The organism is Paenibacillus sp. JCM 9796 (genome assembly GCF_055379675.1).
On the sequence record NZ_AP043723.1, the window covers coordinates 2,073,968 to 2,090,400 of the forward strand.

At 49.3% G+C, this 16,433-nt stretch carries 15 protein-coding genes; 3 read left to right on the forward strand and 12 right to left on the reverse strand.

The window, feature by feature from the left end:
* Window positions 1-7 precede the first annotated feature (7 nt).
* The 12 genes from ACZ439_RS09905 to ACZ439_RS09960 all read right to left on the reverse strand — a co-directional run bounded on the left by ACZ439_RS09905 (window position 8) and on the right by ACZ439_RS09960 (window position 12,989).
* Window positions 8-1,129: an SAF domain-containing protein gene (locus ACZ439_RS09905; RefSeq protein ID WP_127608065.1), complete on the reverse strand. Its 1,122-nt coding sequence runs from the start codon at window positions 1,127-1,129 to the stop codon at window positions 8-10.
* A gap of 47 nt (window positions 1,130-1,176) precedes the next feature.
* Window positions 1,177-1,785 (reverse strand): hypothetical protein, encoded by a 609-nt coding sequence (locus ACZ439_RS09910; RefSeq protein WP_054795907.1) that lies wholly within the window; start codon window positions 1,783-1,785, stop codon window positions 1,177-1,179.
* The gene (locus ACZ439_RS09915; RefSeq protein ID WP_127608067.1) at window positions 1,773-1,985 is read right to left on the reverse strand and encodes a hypothetical protein; all 213 of its coding nucleotides are present in this window, start codon (window positions 1,983-1,985) and stop codon (window positions 1,773-1,775) included. Before ACZ439_RS09915 ends, ACZ439_RS09910 begins: the two co-directional genes overlap by 13 nt.
* 74 nt (window positions 1,986-2,059) lie before the next feature.
* Window positions 2,060-2,998, reverse strand: a complete 939-nt coding sequence (locus ACZ439_RS09920; RefSeq protein WP_430016618.1) for a ParB/RepB/Spo0J family partition protein — start codon at window positions 2,996-2,998, stop codon at window positions 2,060-2,062.
* On the reverse strand, window positions 2,946-3,773 hold the full coding sequence (locus ACZ439_RS09925; protein WP_127608068.1) for a ParA family protein: 828 nt from the start codon (window positions 3,771-3,773) through the stop codon (window positions 2,946-2,948). Before ACZ439_RS09925 ends, ACZ439_RS09920 begins: the two co-directional genes overlap by 53 nt.
* A gap of 146 nt (window positions 3,774-3,919) precedes the next feature.
* Window positions 3,920-6,730 (reverse strand): AAA family ATPase, encoded by a 2,811-nt coding sequence (locus ACZ439_RS09930; RefSeq protein WP_430103027.1) that lies wholly within the window; start codon window positions 6,728-6,730, stop codon window positions 3,920-3,922.
* Between the two features lie 2 nt (window positions 6,731-6,732).
* Window positions 6,733-7,266, reverse strand: coding sequence for an ABC-three component system middle component 1 (locus tag ACZ439_RS09935; protein WP_127608070.1), 534 nt, complete (start codon window positions 7,264-7,266; stop codon window positions 6,733-6,735).
* Window positions 7,266-8,768, reverse strand: coding sequence for a hypothetical protein (locus ACZ439_RS09940; protein ID WP_430017293.1), 1,503 nt, complete (start codon window positions 8,766-8,768; stop codon window positions 7,266-7,268). The genes ACZ439_RS09935 and ACZ439_RS09940 overlap by 1 nt, the downstream gene beginning before the upstream one ends.
* A gap of 455 nt (window positions 8,769-9,223) precedes the next feature.
* Window positions 9,224-10,759 (reverse strand): 23S rRNA (uracil(1939)-C(5))-methyltransferase RlmD, encoded by a 1,536-nt coding sequence (rlmD, locus tag ACZ439_RS09945; protein WP_464620967.1) that lies wholly within the window; start codon window positions 10,757-10,759, stop codon window positions 9,224-9,226.
* A complete protein-coding gene (locus ACZ439_RS09950) occupies window positions 10,740-11,675 on the reverse strand; it encodes a diacylglycerol kinase (protein ID WP_236595693.1) in 936 nt (311 codons plus the stop codon). The genes rlmD and ACZ439_RS09950 overlap by 20 nt, the downstream gene beginning before the upstream one ends.
* Window positions 11,676-11,753: 78 nt before the next feature.
* A complete protein-coding gene (locus tag ACZ439_RS09955; protein ID WP_054795896.1) occupies window positions 11,754-12,536 on the reverse strand; it encodes a sirohydrochlorin chelatase in 783 nt (260 codons plus the stop codon).
* Window positions 12,537-12,698: 162 nt separating this feature from the next.
* The gene (locus ACZ439_RS09960; protein ID WP_010494821.1) at window positions 12,699-12,989 is read right to left on the reverse strand and encodes a YerC/YecD family TrpR-related protein; all 291 of its coding nucleotides are present in this window, start codon (window positions 12,987-12,989) and stop codon (window positions 12,699-12,701) included.
* A gap of 300 nt (window positions 12,990-13,289) precedes the next feature.
* Between ACZ439_RS09960 and ACZ439_RS09965 the strand changes: the two genes are divergently transcribed.
* From ACZ439_RS09965 to ACZ439_RS09975, 3 genes are all read left to right on the forward strand, one after another.
* A complete protein-coding gene (locus ACZ439_RS09965) occupies window positions 13,290-13,835 on the forward strand; it encodes a hypothetical protein (RefSeq protein WP_464620968.1) in 546 nt (181 codons plus the stop codon).
* A gap of 282 nt (window positions 13,836-14,117) precedes the next feature.
* Entirely contained in the window at window positions 14,118-14,747 is a 630-nt protein-coding gene (locus tag ACZ439_RS09970; RefSeq protein ID WP_141335980.1) for a TetR/AcrR family transcriptional regulator, read from the forward strand.
* Window positions 14,748-14,753: 6 nt separating this feature from the next.
* On the forward strand, window positions 14,754-16,304 hold the full coding sequence (locus ACZ439_RS09975) for an MDR family MFS transporter (RefSeq protein WP_464620969.1): 1,551 nt from the start codon (window positions 14,754-14,756) through the stop codon (window positions 16,302-16,304).
* Window positions 16,305-16,433 lie beyond the last annotated feature (129 nt).

Here is a 16,433-nt window from a genome sequence, read left to right on the forward strand (position 1 = left end):
GCCTCCTTCACTGATTAAAAATTTGCTCTAATTTATCCACTTTTGCAGGCTCTCCAGACGGCGAAGCTGGTGCCGGATCTGTCGAAACAGATGGCGTAGACTCCGCAGACGTTTCCGGCCGATTCTCATTCGTCGTTGTCGGAACGGAAGGGGAGGTCAGCGGCTGTGCAGCTGGCGGTTCCTGGTCGACCGTAGCCGTTGCGCCTGCCGGTGGCGGCGATGGGGTCGCCTCATGCAGGGCATTGCCTTGCTGTGTGACAATCCGTTCGTTTTGCAGTTGCTGCTGAACCGTTACGCTGCCGCTCGTTACGCGCAGTTTGTCCGACTCGCTCATCGCCTTGAGATTGTCATCAAGTGTCAGGCGAAGCTGGCGGGCAAGCTCGGTTGTCGCTTTTTCGAGCAGGTTCGGATCATGTTCCATCAAATCGAGCACCTTCGGATTGGCGGGATAATTGACTACCGCCGATTCCTGCAAGCCCGGCTCGATGTAGGGCAGGGCATACAGCCGCGCGCCTTGCAAGTAGGCATCGATGATCGCGCTTGAAGTCCGTAATATATCCAGCTCGTTCATTTCCAGCCAGATGACATTGCCGGACAACTCCCGCGCCTTCTTCTTCGCCAGCAGGACAAAATCTTCGCCAGTCGGGAAGTTGATTCGCACGTCGATGTACTGTCCCTTTTGCAGATTGGAGGGAAGCTGAATGACATGAAACTCCTGCACCCGCAAATCCTTCGGGATCGGCGCGCTCTCGTACAGCATGGACGGCATCAGCGGCGTGCCTGGCTGCAATTCGATTTTGGCGCTTTTGCCGATAACCGTGTTCTGATCGGTCATCATCCCTTGCGGCACCAGATTCGCAGGCATCGGGACGGACTTGAGGTCTTCCGCCGTCACGGTGCCGCCGGCAGGAATGGTGCGCGCCACAGTCCAAACGCTTCTGCGCGATTGTTCTTCTATCGTTTTCAGTTCTTCGATTTGCTTTTCATATTGTTCCTTCATTTGCTGCTGTTTCTGCTCTTGCTCTGATTGCTTTATCAGAGAATAAATGGCCGCAGCCGCCAGTAAACAAACGCTTACGGCAATCGCGGCGATCATAAGCGTCTTGCGGTGCCGATAAGTCCACGACATCGCTCACGTCTCCTTTCAATCCGAGATTGAAGTGCTATCGAATGACTTTACCGGGCTTCGTCACGGCGCTTCGGCTTTTGCTGAGTTCCAATCTGATGCTGCTCCAGTTTTTCTTGCGCCCATGCAGGCATATGCTCCGGTTTTATCAGACCCATAAAATCCTCCCGATTCCAGCGAGCCTCTTCACCGGTATACAGATTGATCACGTAGACGGCGCGACCTCGGGAATTGGCAGAGGTGCCAAAACCGCTTAGTGCCAGCACAAGCTGGTTAACAGCGGTGCGATATTCGGGTCGCAACCGTTCCGGTCGGATGACAACAACCTGGTTGTCAATGCGCATGTCTTCGCGAATCGGCTGGCATTGGGCTTGGGTAAGGGGAGATAGGGGCACCTTGACACTGGCCCTTTCTTCTTTGAGATCCTCCAGTTCCCATTGCACGCGGGAAATAAAGTCATGCACGGCTTCAAGATAATCCTCGCCTAACGCAATCGCGTAATATTGCTCGACACCCAACGAATTGTTTCGGGTGCAGGTACATACCATGTACGGACGCTCGGCATTGGTTTCGTCTATGCCAAGCAGCACTTCCACCTTCCCGATGGAGATGGCCTGATCGACTTCATAGTTGTCCACCATTCGCTTTATTTCTTCCATTGTCCGTCCTCTTTTCCTGGAAAGTTGCGGTCTTCCTTCGTTCCCCGGCTTCGCTTTGATTGGCCGGCTTCACGAGATTTCTTCTTTCGCGTGCGCGGCTGCTCGGTCTCATCCTCCAAAACTTCAAAGCGGTTGAAACCCGGCTTTTCTTGCATCAGGCGCTCATATTGACGACGCCTCCCTTTCGTGAAATACATCATGAATCGCCTCCCCAAAAATGGGCATAAAAAAGCTCTCCGTCCTAGGGGAGAGTGCCTGCCGAACAGGATACAGGTTAACGTTCCTGTTCCCGTTGCCGTTTTTTATACCAGCTTTCCAGTAGTTGTACGATCAGGTCTTCCTTTTGCTTTTCGGTAAAGTCCCTCGGGAAGAAACGGTCTATCCGCTCGCGCCGAATGGTCATCTTTTCTTTCTGGTTCGGTTTCTCCTCCGTGAGAATCGAGAAGATGACATCCACGTTAAGCCGCCCGTCCTGACTCAGTTTTTTCATGCGCTGCGCCTGCGCCAGCGAAGGCGTGCAGTCTTCAGACTGCATCGTTTCGTACAAGGCTTTCTGTTCTTCTTCGGCCAAGTATGAAAGTTCTACGGCCGGATTGAACGCGATCCGTTTATCGTCCACCATTTCGAGAATGGTGGGGGTCAGTTCGGTAAGGCGGATATAACGCTGGATTTGATTGCGGCTTTCGCCTGCCTGATCTGCCAACAATTGATCGGACCGCTTTTGTGTCCCAACTTGGGACACATTTTCTCTATTAGGTCTGCCCGCCTGTCTCTTCATCGCCTCCAACTTCATCTTATAGGCGAATGCTTTCTCGCTTGGCGCAATATTTTCCCGTTGCAGGTTGCTGTCCACCATGATGATCGTCGCCTGATCGTCGTCCAGTTCGCGGACGATGCAGGGCATCGTTTCTCTGCCTGCCAGTTCGCTCGCTTTTTTACGACGATGCCCGGCTACCATTTCATAGCCGCCGTCCGTCTTCGGACGTACCAGGCCGGGAACGAGAATGCCGTATTGCTTTACGCTGTCTGCCATTTCCAACATCGCTTCGTCCGCCTTCACCTTGAACGGATGTCCGGGAAAATCGCTGATTTCCGACAATGGTATTTCCATCACCTTTTCCCGCTGCTGGTCGGCGCGGCTCTCCTCCGTCGAGAATAAATCAGCGACTGTGGCCAGTTTGATGCTGGCGCGCATGTCGTCTTTCGCTGCCAATGCTCTGCACCTCCTTCGTAAAGGCGGCATAAGCCCCCGCAGCTTTCCCATCCGGATCATGGACGTAGATGCTTTTCCCCTTGGCGCTTGTTTCCGCCGCGCGAACGGATAAGGGGATTTCGGTGTTGAACACGCGCAGCTTGTCGCCGTAGTCGCGCCGAAGAATAAAGGAAATGTCTTTGGCAAATTTCGTCCGACTGTCTACCATCGTGAGCAGCACGCCGTCCAAAACCAACTTCGGATTGATCTGCCTGCGCACACGGGAAATGGTCTGCAACAGTTGAGTCATTCCTTTGGCCGGTAAATAATGCGCCTGTACGGGAATGATGACGCTGTCCGCCGCGGCAAGCGCATTAATGGTCAACATGCCCAAACTCGGCATGCAATCGATCAGCACGTAATCGTAGTCGGCTTTAACGGAATCGATGTACGAACGTAAAATCGTTTCTCTGCTCATCGTGTTGACGAGCGATACCTCAACAGCGGACAATTCAATATTGCCTGGCATCAGGTCAACGCCTTCATGGTGATGCAAAATACCTTCCCGCGCTTCATAGGATTCTTCCAGCATCGTTTTCGCCAGCAATGTGGCCAAAGATACCGACAGGTTATCCGGTTCGTGGAACCCTAACGAATCCGTCAGGTTGCCTTGCGCGTCCGCATCGACCAGCAAAACCTTTTTCCCATCGGCTGCCAATCCGATCCCCAGGTTGACCGCCGTTGTGGTTTTGCCCACGCCGCCTTTCTGATTGGCGAGGGCGATCACCTTGGTCATCTTACACTTCTCCTTTCACGCAAAAAGCCGGTTTGCGCTGATATTTCAGGGCAACCGGCTTTTTGAAAGTATCTATATAAAAAGAGAACGCCGCTGAAAGGGCGTTCTCTTGTACAATCGGGCTCTATTTACATCAAACTTGATTCTCACTTCATTTTTATAATTTGGGGACCTTCCTCTGTATAACCCACAATTCTGTATTGTACCATTTTTCTGTTTCTCATTTTTATTGAAAGTAACTGGGCAAAATCTTCATCGTGAGTCGAAACGACTATATGCTTATTGCTGTATTTTGAATCCATAATTGCACGCAAAACATCAATGAACGCCAAAATATTAACGTCATCCATACTCTGAATAGGATCGTCCATAAAAAGCTGTTGAAGTTGACTATATCGTTGGGTCAAACCAAGGCCAAGAAAGATACTTAAAGCCAATATATTCAATTGTGCTGCACTAAATATCTGGTCAAGATAGAGATCAATTTTATCTTCTAACTGGGTTTGCCCTATAAAATTGGTTCCACGTTCTGTATTTGTAATATGTAAACTTTTATGAAATGGATGTGGGTTTATCGTTTCGTAGACCCAGCTTATGATAGGATGATTCTCCAACCTTTCTTTTACTATCTGTCTTTGTTTCCCAAGCAATCTTCCGTGCCATTTACTTGCCTCGCTTCGGTATTCCTCAATTTTTTGTTTCTCAGATTCTAAGCTACTTATCAGTTCTCCCAATTTTTCATATCGAACTACTGCAACTTCATACTCATCAGGAAGCTTCTTGTTTAAAACTTCTTTTATTAATGCTATAAGACTCTCAATGGCAGCTAACTTTTTTTTTGTGGATTCTAAATTGGTTTTCACACTTTCATGCTCATTACCGTTAAGGTACTCTTTTCTTAGCAAAGCAAGTTCGCTTTCGACCTCACTAATACTTGGACTACTTGAAAAACCCGTTTCACTTAAGTTCGAGAGAAACCATTCTTGTGATTGAGTAATAATTTGATCAAGAAGAGAAGTTTCAAGTTCTTCAAGTTTAATCTCATTCCCGAATAAACTAATTATTGACTCACGAATCCTATTGAGTTGTAATTGAGTTTCGTTTCTCGTCGAAATTGAAGAATCTTTAATAGCAGATTGAGCTATCAACTCTTTTTGAAGATGCTTCTCCACAACATCATATTTTTCTTTGAACTTTTGATTTATATTATCCAATCTCACACGCAACGGCTGTTCAATTCTTAGAGAATACTGATTTTCAAGCGACCTAATTTTATCATGAATTTCCTTTTCTCTTTCTACTAACAGCGCTACCTGTTCGTTGCCCGCGGCGAAAGTTGAATCAATTATTAGAATAATCTTCTCTGCTATCGATGAACTACTTTCCCAACCTTGCAATGAAGAATATTTAGGATTTGAAAAGTCCTCGTTTAAACAAACTGGGCACTTATCAGTGCTTTGAAAGTTATCATTTATCAACTTTTTGACATGAATTAAAGCTTCTTGATATTGTACGTTTAATAATGAAACGGATTTTTTTTGAGAAAGTATATCTTCTAAATTTTCATTCAATTGTTTTTTTGTATCCTGTATATTGATTAACTGCCTCTGAATTTCACGAAACCACTCTTTATCTATGTCCTCAATACCGAGATTCTCTATATTTACTTCAAGTTCCGATTTAAACTCAATAACAAACTTTTCCCATTTGACTTGCTCTTGGATTAATTCAGCCCAAAATCGCTCATCAACATCTGTGCTTGAAATATACTTTGATAATGGTAGGAATGTATATCTATATTCTTCCAGAGTAACTTTTTTTCGCTGGATAGAATCAATACTTGATTCACAAGAAACAATTTTTTGATTTAAACTACGTATTTGTTCACTCAGCGAATCACTATTGTTTAGTTTTAAGCGTGCAGCCGCCTCTGATCTTTGAAGTTGTACTTTAGCTTGTTCCAACAATGAAAATGTTTCAAACCTTTTATTAAGCCGCAGTAATTCCTCATATTTTGAATTCAAGTCATCACGAAACGCAACAATTTTTTGATGCTCCGCACTCAATGTTTTCAAATATTCAACACAATTGCTAAAACCAATACCTGATTCAGCCACTAACAATGAAGCATTTATCGGGAGATTCCCGAGATCACTACTTGTTAAAACCAATTTAATTTTTGTATAGTCATCATTAATCGCTTTTATATAATGAATAATATCATCAAAACCCAATTTTTTGATGAAATCTGTGATCCCTTGTTGATAAGTCCTTAAATTTACAGATTTGGTGGTCAAGTCATTGTACTTTAAAGTTAACGAATTATTTTTTGCTTGAAATTTACTAAGTGCCTGATACAAATTATTTAGCTCTTCTTCTTGTAACAGATGCATAAAAATTTCCCTTCGCTGCGAAGGAGAATTATTTCTTAGAAAATCGCTTATACTTTCTTGGCCTAGCATATGAGTATGAAAAAATGCTTCTTTGTCTTTTGTTTTTGAAATGAATTTATGCAACACTTCTTCCGTTGTAGTTTCGACTAACTCATTTATTCCCATAAATACTTTTGATGAATAACTTGCATCCTTATCAGTGGTACGAAGAACTTTATTATTACTTCTTCGAACTATTCTCAATCCATTGTCAAATAGTAATTCTACATATATCTCCCTAAGTTCATTATTCCCATATTTAGGGTGATAAAACTTTAAATAATGGCTTCTCTTTAATTCATTGGCTTGGTAAGTTTTATCTACATAGAACTTTTCCAGACGATAAACATTATCAGTCAAGCACCACTCCACTGCTTCAAAAAATGATGTTTTACCGAATCCATTGTACCCATGAAAAATTACTAAGGGAGAATCTAACTCATCGTAAACAAAGCAATTGTCTGGTGAGCCTTCGTATTCGCCGTAGCCGCGGAAGTTTTTTATTCTTACTTGGGAAAGATACAAATTCAGTCCCCCTTACTTACTACGTTTTCAATGTTTTGAATTAACAATTTTATTGCTTCAAAATCTAATTCTTCTTCGTTCTCTTGATTGTCTATAATTGAGAATCCATCCAATACTCGTTCAGGAAATAACAGCCGAATAAACTTTCTCTTAAGCTCCTCAAAATGCTCATATTGAATTACGATTTTTCTTGCTACAAATCTGTCACGTTCGTATTTGGCTATATCTGCAGGTCTAAAGAGTTCCTTTTCACTTTTATATTGATGAAGGGCGACTACATACATATCCCACAAAAATTTTGACATGGGGATTTTTTCATTCTCGACATATTCCTTGTTTTTGGGGTTATTCATTTGTGTCATTATCTTGTTTCTTAAACTGGGTAATTTTGTAACGATATCATCAATTTGTTCAAGGTATGTTATTGAACAAATAACAAGTACTTTATCTTTATCCAAGTTGCAGATTCTACAGGAAGGAAGTTCTTCATAAGTAAGAAAATCTGAAATCTCTAATTCGGCCATAATCCTATCCATCAAATCAGTCCTTCCTTAAAGCTTTTATTAAAAGGACAATTGGCGTCGTGTGTTAATAATCTAATACATCGCATACATTTATATTGAAAGGATCGGTAAAACTCCTGATGCACTATAGTTCCATATGGTTTCGAGATGTCCATTACAATATCTTCAATATTTAGTTTATCAGGCACACATATTTTACACTCAGCGTCAAAAATAATAGTTTCATCGCCGACAGCGTGTATGAGATGTTGTTCCTTTAAAGTATGGTCAATAAAAGCAGCAATTAAAAATTGTTCATCCTGCTTATCACTTGCATGTGGAGTAGTCTTTAAAGAAAATGCTCTATATTCCGAAAATGAAACATTGTTAATCCCTTCAAGTCCAAAGAGTTCGACATTACCAAGTTCCTTTTCCGATAATGAATACACTTCTCCCATCGCTTTGAATAATTCCAATATGTTTAAGGTATACGAGGAAGTGGCTCCTGCCATCAGATACCTACTGTTCATCTGCTGCACTCCCAGTTCTTTCATCCCCTGTACCCACTGTTCGGTACACGAACCCACGACTTTTAGAATACGTTCTAAACTGTCTGAAACTCCTTTTTTCTTCAATAGTTGCTCATATTTGATTAATTCTATTTCGATCTCTTTAATTGCGTTAGCTAAAACATCCTTATCAAATAATTCCTTTATTGAATCAGATTGATTTTCTACGATTTTACTGATTGCATTTGTTCTTAAAACAAATACACTTTCATCTACGGTGGTATCTAAAAAAGCGTTCATCATGAGATACCTAACATTTTCATATTCGAACGCAGTTAGACCCGGAAAATATATAGACAGGAGATATTCTGTCTTTTCTTTAAGTTCAATAATACTATTAAATTTGTCGACTTTTTTTCTTGGTGTATTAAATGAAATCAACTTTATAAATTCGAAGATCTCTTCGTCACTTATCAATTCTTTATTACAATAATTTTTGTATTCACTAGGATTTTGATGTAGATGCTCTATTAATGCTCGTTTATACTGAGGTCTTATGAGATGAGGGTTCACATTGCTATAAAAATTTTTAAACTCCTCGAATGCTTTTTTCCCTTCTTTTTTTTCTATATATTCGCGAACCAAACAGTCTTTCACATAATTAATGTATTCAACTGGATTCTCAAAATGCTTCCTATTCCAATTTTTAAAAAATTCAGTTTCAGAAGGAGCAAACGGCACATTCGTTTTTATTTGAAATTCACCGTTAGTTTTTGTTTTCTTGTATGTATGATAAAAGTTATAGATAGTATGAGTAATCGCTTCATGATTACGAGTAAACGTGTCGTCACTATAAAATTTTGCTTCGATAAATTTTTCGTCACCGTAATTGACTCTGATATCCGCATCACACTCAACGCCTACATATGCATCTTCATATTCATATACGTTTACTAATTCATAACAAGCGATAAGAAGTTGAAAGTAAAATCCAGCTATTGAATGCTTTACATCCGTTGATTTCATTTCTAGACCGCCTTTAAAAAATGTCAGGTTTAAGGCTAATTCCTCACACTTGTAAACTCTTTTCGTATTCCATGGAATGAAGTTTTCAGATTTTTCTTTGTAAATATCGTACCACACTTTGGATAAGTTTGTAATTAAATTGCTCTTGGAACGCTAGTTCTAGAAACCCACAAAGTTATCAATTGTAACCCCTATACGAGTGGAAATTCACTTTCAATTTATATAAAAAGAGAACGCTGCTGAAACGACGTTCTCTTCTTCATTCTCAATATATAATTTATTTGCTCAGGATCAAGATTCCTGGAACGAATTCAACATGTCTACACACCCGACGTCCAAATCCAGGTCCAAAACGACGGAAACCTCAATTTTGTCTTTGAGCACCTTATTTTTGAAGTCGCTGCCGTCTGCCGTGAAAGTCATAAAACGCGCAAAGTGTTGAAAATAAAGGATTTCTACGTATTGATTCGTTGCATTCCTATTACGCACTCCACATGAACGGTATGCGGAAACATATCCACCGGCTGTACCTCCATTGTGCGATAACCCCCATCCTCCAACATGCGCAAATCCCTCGCCAATGTCGAAGGATTGCACGACACATACACCACGCGCTCCGGCCGCATCTCGAGGATCGTCTCCAACAGCGCGGCGTCGCAGCCCTTGCGCGGCGGGTCGACGACGATAACGTCGGGCGCGATGCCCTGCTTGCGCCAGGCCGGGATGACGACCTCGGCCGCGCCGGTCTCGAACTGAACGTTGCGGATGCCGTTCAGCGCCGCATTGGCGCGGGCATCGTCGATCGCTTCGCCGACGATCTCGACGCCGTACACGTTCCTCGCCCGCTGCGCGAGGAACAAAGAGATCGTGCCGATGCCGCAATAGGCATCGATCACGACTTCTTCGCCCGTCAGCGCGGCGAAGTCCAGAGCCTTCCGGTACAAGACCTCCGTCTGTACCGGGTTCACTTGATAGAACGATCGCGCGGAGATCGCGAATCGAATGTCGCCGATCGTGTCGTAGATCACATCGCGGCCCCACAGCACGAGCGTCCGGTCGCCGAAGATGACGTTCGTCTGCTGCGTGTTCACGTTCTGGCAGATGCTCGTCACGCCCGGAACAGCTTCGCGAATGAGCCCCACCAGCTCGTCGCGGTGCGGGATCGACTCACCGTTGGTAATCAGCACGACCATGATCTCGCCGGTGTTGAAACCGTAGCGGGCCACGACGTGCCGCAGCATCCCGCGGCCCGTTTCCTCATTATAGGCGCGGATGCCGAGCTCGCCCGCCACTCTTTTCACCGCTCGCACCACGTCGTCATTCTGCTCGTGCTGGATAAGACAGGCCTCCATGTCGATAATCCGGTGGCTGCCCTGCGCGTAGAAGCCCGCGATCAGGCCGCCCTCCATGTCCGGCCCGCCATGGCCGATCGGCACCTGCGCCTTGTTGCGGTAGCGCCAAGGGTCGTCCATGCCGATGGTCGGATGCACGAGAATGCCTTCGCCCGCAGCGTCCCCCGGCCCGGCCACAGCCAGCTTCCCGATCCGCTCCAGGTTATCGGCTACGAGCTGCCGCTTCCAGCGAAGCTGAGCTTCGTAGCTCATGTGCTGCAGCTGGCAGCCGCCGCACTGCTTGTAAATCGGGCACGGCGCGTCAACACGGTCCGCGCTCGGCTCCAGAATGTCCAGCAGCTTGGCGTAGCCATACTGCTTCTTCAGCTTAACTACCTTGACCCGCACCTTCTCGCCCGGCAGCGCGCCTTGAACAAAAAGGGTAAAGCCGTTCACACGGCCTACCCCTTCTCCGTCATGCCCTAAGCCGACAATCTCGGCAATATAGTCCTCATTCTTCGTTACCGGCAGATCGCGCAGCACGGCTGCGGCTGGGGTTGGGGACGATTGCCGGTTCGAAAACGGTTGTTCCCGCCGGTCCGTTCTGCTGCCTGCCTGCGCACCCTTACCGCCGCGGCGGTTATTCTTGCTCTTCATCATGTTCGTTCTCTTCTCCGGCTTTAGTTTTCCAAGGTAATTTCAGGTGCAGCGGGTTCGTATTCTTATACGTCGTCTGGCCCGTCTCATCCACGAAGATGCGCAGGTGCTGCGACAGGTTCGTGAACATACAAGGCAGCGTCCCGCCGAACTCCCCGTCCAGGTTCAGTTGGACATAGTCCGGAGAGGTGACTTGGATTTGATTCGTCTGCAAATAAATGATGTTCGGATCGCTCAGATGTTCGCCGCGCAGCGCCAAGGACACGACGCGGATAAATTCGGCCAGATTGCATTTCTTCAAGATCAGCACGTCGAACAAACCGTCGCTCAGCGACGCGTCCGGCGCAAGCCGCTCGAAGCCGCCTACGGAATTGCTGTTCGAGATAAGGAACAGCATGACTTCCTCGTGGAGCTCGACCTCGGGCGTACGGATGTACAGCTCGATCGGACGCAGCCGGGGCAGTTTCTCGAGGCCCTTCATATAATAGGCCATCTGGCCGATCATCGTTTTCAGCTTGCTGGGCACCTCATAAGTCAGCTCGGTCATCGACCCGCCGCCTGCAATGTTAATAAAGTAACGCTGGTTGACCTTGCCGACATCGATGATGCGCGTATGCTGCTGCAGGATCACGTCGACCGCGCCTTCCCAGTGGCGGGGAATGTTCAGCGCCCGGGCAAAATCGTTCGTCGTCCCCAGCGGCAAAATGCCAAGCGGCGGCCGGTTCTCCTTCTCGGCCATCCCGTTGATGACCTCGTTCAACGTGCCGTCCCCGCCGGCGGCGATGATAATATCAAAACCGCGTGCGACGGCATCGGCCGCCGCCAGCGTCGCATCGCCTTCGCCGATCGTGGCGTGCGTGCTCGTCTCCAGACCGCCGCGCTCCAAGCGCTGCAGCACGTCCGGCAGCCGCCTCTTCATCTCCTCCCGACCGGAGGAGGGGTTATAGATTAACCTAGCGCGTTTGACCCGTTCCGTCATCTCTCTCACCCGTTCGCTTCATAATTCATGCATCTCGTTCCCGTCCAGCACGCGGGCGATCTGCCGCTCCATCCAGCGCGAAATGCCCGGATGGGGCAGCAGCGCCTGACCGTTGTACCGGTACGTGTATCCTTCCAATCGCTCGGGAATGACTTGTCCCGTAAAATATCCTTCGCTCAGGAACAGCGGCGCGACCAGCACCTGACAATCGGGCCTGCGCCTGCGCCAATCGTTCATCTTCCACTTAATTTGATCGGGCAGCAGCATCGCCCCGTCCGCTTCCGCGAACCCGCCGAGCGCCTTCACCCGCGCAGCAAGCCGCTCCAGGCCGCGCCGCCAGGCGAGATGGAAGCCCTTCTCTGCGCTGCCGTGTCCGACGAGCAGCACGATCTCGCGTTCCGGGCGCTCCGACAACGGCCGCAGCTTGCCGTACACGATCTCCGCGATAATCGGATCGTCGTCAATCGGCGGCGTGCAGTGCACCCGGGCCCGAATCGCAAACGGTTCCATGTCCGTCGGGAGCTGCGGCTCCTTTTTCAAACCCAGGGCATACGTGATCTCGTCAATATGCGTGCTCCCCGAGGAGACGAACAGCGGGATCACGATCATATCCGTAACGCCAAGCGCCTCCAGCTCCGTAATGCCGTCCTGAATAAGCCGTCCCTCCACAATCTCCAAGTAGGACGAGTAGATCGGGACCCCCGCCGGCACGCGCACCGCACGGACTGCTTCATCGACGAGCCGTACCCATTCCTCGCTTCGGGAACCGTGGCTTATGACCAATATCCCGTATTTTACCACACCGTATGCCTCCTCTCCAAAACCGCATCCGACGCTCGCTGGAAGAACCCCTCGAACACGAAAAATCCCGCTCAGCCTCCAGGCCGAGAAGGATTCGCATGTTGCGTTAATCATGCCGGGTGAGAGCCTGGCAAGAGCGGGACAACGACTTGTCCGGGACCGTTAGCGGCCCAGGCGTTCCAGCGTCATTTTGTACCCGTCGTTGCCATAGTTCAAGCAGCGCTTCACCCGCGAGATCGTCGCCGTGCTGGCGCCGGTTTCCGCTTCGATCTGGTTGTACGTGTTGCCCTTCCGCAGCATCCGCGCCACTTCGAGCCGCTGAGACAGCGACTGAATCTCGTTCACGGTGCACAAATCGTCGAAGAACACATAGCATTCCTCTATATCCTTCAGCGTCAAAATCGCTTCAAACAGCTGGTCAATCGCTTTATCATTCAGCTTCTTTAATTGCATGGTCGTTCAACCCCTCGATGGACTATCTTACCTATCATACTTCGAATCGGCATCGTTTTACAATCTATACAAGCAGTATTCGACGCCAGAGCCCGAAATCCTTCCTTTATGTTTGTAAAACGTTACTCTTTTTATGCGGTAGCGGACTAAATCGCTTCACTAGGCCAAAATCTAAAACAACGTGACAAGCGCCCATACCATCCATTCGCCTATCACATACAGTATACAAGGAAACCGATGTTGGATGAAAGTCAGGCCGCAGCACTTCTGCGAGAATTTAAATAAAAGGAATGAAAAATGATGAATTCTACAAAACAAATAATCGGCAACCGAGGGATCCATCCGCAAGCCACTGCGCACCAGGCAGCTTCAAGAACGAATCGGCCTCCGTATGCGCAGACGCGGTCTTACAACCAAGGCGTCTACCCGGGGCCGAGCTCCTACACGGATTTCCCCGGTATGGCGGGTACCCAGCTGCCTGCAGAGTCTACGATGTTCGCGCAGCCTCCCGTGACAACGGGCACAGGCGGCGAAGGAGGCGGACTCACTACGCTGTTCGGCGGCGGGTCCGGCGGTAGTGCCGGCGGCGCAAGCAGCGGCGGCGGATTTAACTTGCAGCAGGTCAGCAAGATTCTCGACCGCCTGGGCGGCATCGAGGGGATCGTGGACACCTTCAGCAAAATGCAGAAGATGGTCCAAAGCTTCCAGCAATTCGCGCCCTTGATCAAGGTGCTCCTCGGCTCGTTCGGCAAGGGCAAAGCCAAAGACGACGAGAAGACGAAGCCCCGTCGTCGCAGACGCCGCAGGCGCAGAAGCTCCAGACGCAATCGGCGGATTCGGCAGTAAGCGGCGCGAACGAGAGCGGCGGCGGCGCTGCCGTACGCTTCCCAGCAAGCGTGTGCCGCGCGATTAGCGTTGCAAACCGCGAAGACCGGTCCCCTGAGGCTTGAAGCCCCAGGGGACCGGTCTTTGGCGTTGGCGCAGCCGGCGGCCTGAGCGATCGGACAAGCCCCGAAAGGTAGGCGGTCCTATTTACCGTTTTTAATTGACACGAGTGTCAACCAATGATATATTTTTAACTGACATGAATGTCAATTAAAAATAATTCGAATTCGGAGGTGCCGGAGCATGTCCCCGCGCTCGTCGGAACAAAACGAAAAAATAAGAGAAGAACGCATCCAGCAAATCATCGATGCGGCGATTGCCGTATATTTGGAAAAAGGCGTACGGGGCACGGAAATGGGTGATATCGCCAAGCGCGCCAATATGGCCCGCGGACTCGTGTACTATTATTTCAAAGACAAGATGGACTTATTTCGCTTCGTGTTCACCCGTCTCATCGAAGAGGCGAAAACGTACATCAGCAGCACGCTGCTGTCCGACGAAGAGGTGATCTCCAAGCTGAGAACGTACGCCCGCTTTTATCTGAGATCAAGTCTGCTGAAGCCGCACATGGTACAGTTCTACCGCAACATACCGGCCGATATCCCGTTCGTGTTCGGCGATAAGGGGGAAGCGGTCTTGAAGGAATATGTGGACAATGCGACCGGACCTCTCCATCGCGTGCTGGAGCAGGGCATCCGGGAAGGGAAGCTGAAGCCGCTCGATCCGAGGCTGATCTCTGCCGTATATTGGGGCGGTCTGATGGGCGGGATGAACGCTATGTCCAGTGGTCAAGTACCGGAGGAACAAGCGGAGCGCATGATGGACGACGTGATTGACATTCTGTTGGATGGCATCGTAAACAAGAAAGGATGACGTGCAATGGCTATGAACGAGAAAAGATTGAGCTGGGTGATGGGCGCCCTGCTGCTAAGCCTGTTTCTCTCTTCGCTGGACCAGACGATCGTTTCGACGGCGCTGCCGACAATCGTTGAGAAGCTGGGCGGCTTTGAGCAAATTTCTTGGGTTTTCACGGTTTATATGCTGACCTCTACGGCGATCATGCCGATTGTCGGCAAGCTGTCGGATATGTATGGACGCAAGCGGTTTTATGCCGCCGGTCTGCTGACGTTTATTATAGGGTCGGCGCTGTGCGGGCTGGCGCAGGACATGACGCAGTTGATCGTATTTCGCGGGATTCAAGGGCTGGGAGCCGGCTGCATGATGCCGATCACGTTCACCCTGCTGTTTACGCTGATGCCGCCGGAGCGCGCCGGACGGTTTCAAGCGATGTTCATGGGCGTATTCGCGCTGTCCTCGATCGTCGGGCCGAGCGTCGGGGCGTTCATTACCACCTGGATGAGCTGGCGCTGGAACTTCTATATTAATCTGCCGCTCGGGCTGATCGCGCTCTTCATTCTAATGGGAGCGCTGGTTGAATCGAAGGACACTACCCGCAAGCCGAAGGTCGATTATGCCGGCGCCTGGTGGCTGGTGTTCACGACGGTCCTCACGCTGCTGGCGCTCAAAATGGGCGGCGTCGACTACCCCTGGGCCTCCTGGCCGATCCTCGGCCTGCTTGCCGCTGGGGCGTGCGGACTGGCGCTGTTCCTGTACACCGAGACAAAAGCGGAGGAGCCGATCGTCCCGTTCGAGCTGTTCCGCAACCGGACGATCGCCGGCTCAAGCCTCGCAACCTTCCTGCAAGGCATGATCATGTTCGGCTCCCTGCTGTACGTGCCGATCTTCATCCAAGGCGGTCTTGGCGGCGACGTCGGCGATGCCGGCAACGCGCTGACGCCGATGATGTTCTCCGTCATGATCGGCATGGCGATCAGCGGTTTTCTGATGCGGTTCTTAAGCTGGCGGATGAGCACGTTCCTGTCGATGCTGCTCGCCGGGAGCGGCGCGTACATCATCACCCTGCTGCCGCTGGACGTCAACCAATGGGCGCTGCGCGCCGACATGCTGCTGCTGGGGATCGGCATCGGCTTCCTGATGCCAATCTCGCAGATGGCGATCATGACGAATGCCCCTGCCCGTTATCAAGGCGTCGCTTCTTCGACGGTCACCTTCTTCCGCTCCGTGGGCGGGGTGTTCGGTTCGGCCATTATGGCTGCGATCGTGAACCGGCATATGACGTCGACGATCGAACGGGAAGGCGCGACGCTCGGCATTCCGCCGGAGAAGCTGGAGGCGTTCACGAACCCGCAGGTGCTGCTGCACGCCGAAGGCCAAGTGCCGGAGGCGGTGATGACCATGCTGAAGCATGCGCTTGGCGATGCGGTTCATGTCGGCTTCTGGATGCTGGTCGGGGCCTCGCTGCTCGGCTTGATCGTCTCGCTGTTCATGGGCGGAGCCCGGTTCGATCTGGAGAAGCACAAGCAGATCCAGGCGGCTAAGCAGACACAAGAAGCGCCCTCGGCCGGTTAGAGGCTGTGCGGGTTGCGGCACCAAGACCGGTCAGCGTAATGGATAGGAGCAATCCGGTCAGCGGATGGTGAGGTGACGCCATAGGCGGGTGAGCGAGTTATTGCGAGGCCTTCCCGTGCGCGGATGAAA

What these genes read in the sequence shown, in the direction of transcription:
- ACZ439_RS09905 (WP_127608065.1), bottom strand. Translation starts at nt 1,129, where the DNA reads ATGTCGTGGACTTATCGGCACCGCAAGACGCTTATGATCGCCGCGATT.
- ACZ439_RS09910 (WP_054795907.1), bottom strand. Translation starts at nt 1,785, where the DNA reads ATGGAAGAAATAAAGCGAATGGTGGACAACTATGAAGTCGATCAGGCC.
- ACZ439_RS09915 (WP_127608067.1), bottom strand. Translation starts at nt 1,985, where the DNA reads ATGATGTATTTCACGAAAGGGAGGCGTCGTCAATATGAGCGCCTGATG.
- ACZ439_RS09925 (WP_127608068.1), bottom strand. Translation starts at nt 3,773, where the DNA reads ATGACCAAGGTGATCGCCCTCGCCAATCAGAAAGGCGGCGTGGGCAAA.
- ACZ439_RS09935 (WP_127608070.1), bottom strand. Translation starts at nt 7,266, where the DNA reads ATGGATAGGATTATGGCCGAATTAGAGATTTCAGATTTTCTTACTTAT.
- ACZ439_RS09940 (WP_430017293.1), bottom strand. Translation starts at nt 8,768, where the DNA reads ATGAAATCAACGGATGTAAAGCATTCAATAGCTGGATTTTACTTTCAA.
- rlmD (WP_464620967.1), bottom strand. Translation starts at nt 10,759, where the DNA reads ATGATGAAGAGCAAGAATAACCGCCGCGGCGGTAAGGGTGCGCAGGCA.
- ACZ439_RS09950 (WP_236595693.1), bottom strand. Translation starts at nt 11,675, where the DNA reads ATGAAGAGGCGGCTGCCGGACGTGCTGCAGCGCTTGGAGCGCGGCGGT.
- ACZ439_RS09960 (WP_010494821.1), bottom strand. Translation starts at nt 12,989, where the DNA reads ATGCAATTAAAGAAGCTGAATGATAAAGCGATTGACCAGCTGTTTGAA.
- ACZ439_RS09965 (WP_464620968.1), top strand. Translation starts at nt 13,290, where the DNA reads ATGAATTCTACAAAACAAATAATCGGCAACCGAGGGATCCATCCGCAA.
- ACZ439_RS09970 (WP_141335980.1), top strand. Translation starts at nt 14,118, where the DNA reads ATGTCCCCGCGCTCGTCGGAACAAAACGAAAAAATAAGAGAAGAACGC.
- ACZ439_RS09975 (WP_464620969.1), top strand. Translation starts at nt 14,754, where the DNA reads ATGGCTATGAACGAGAAAAGATTGAGCTGGGTGATGGGCGCCCTGCTG.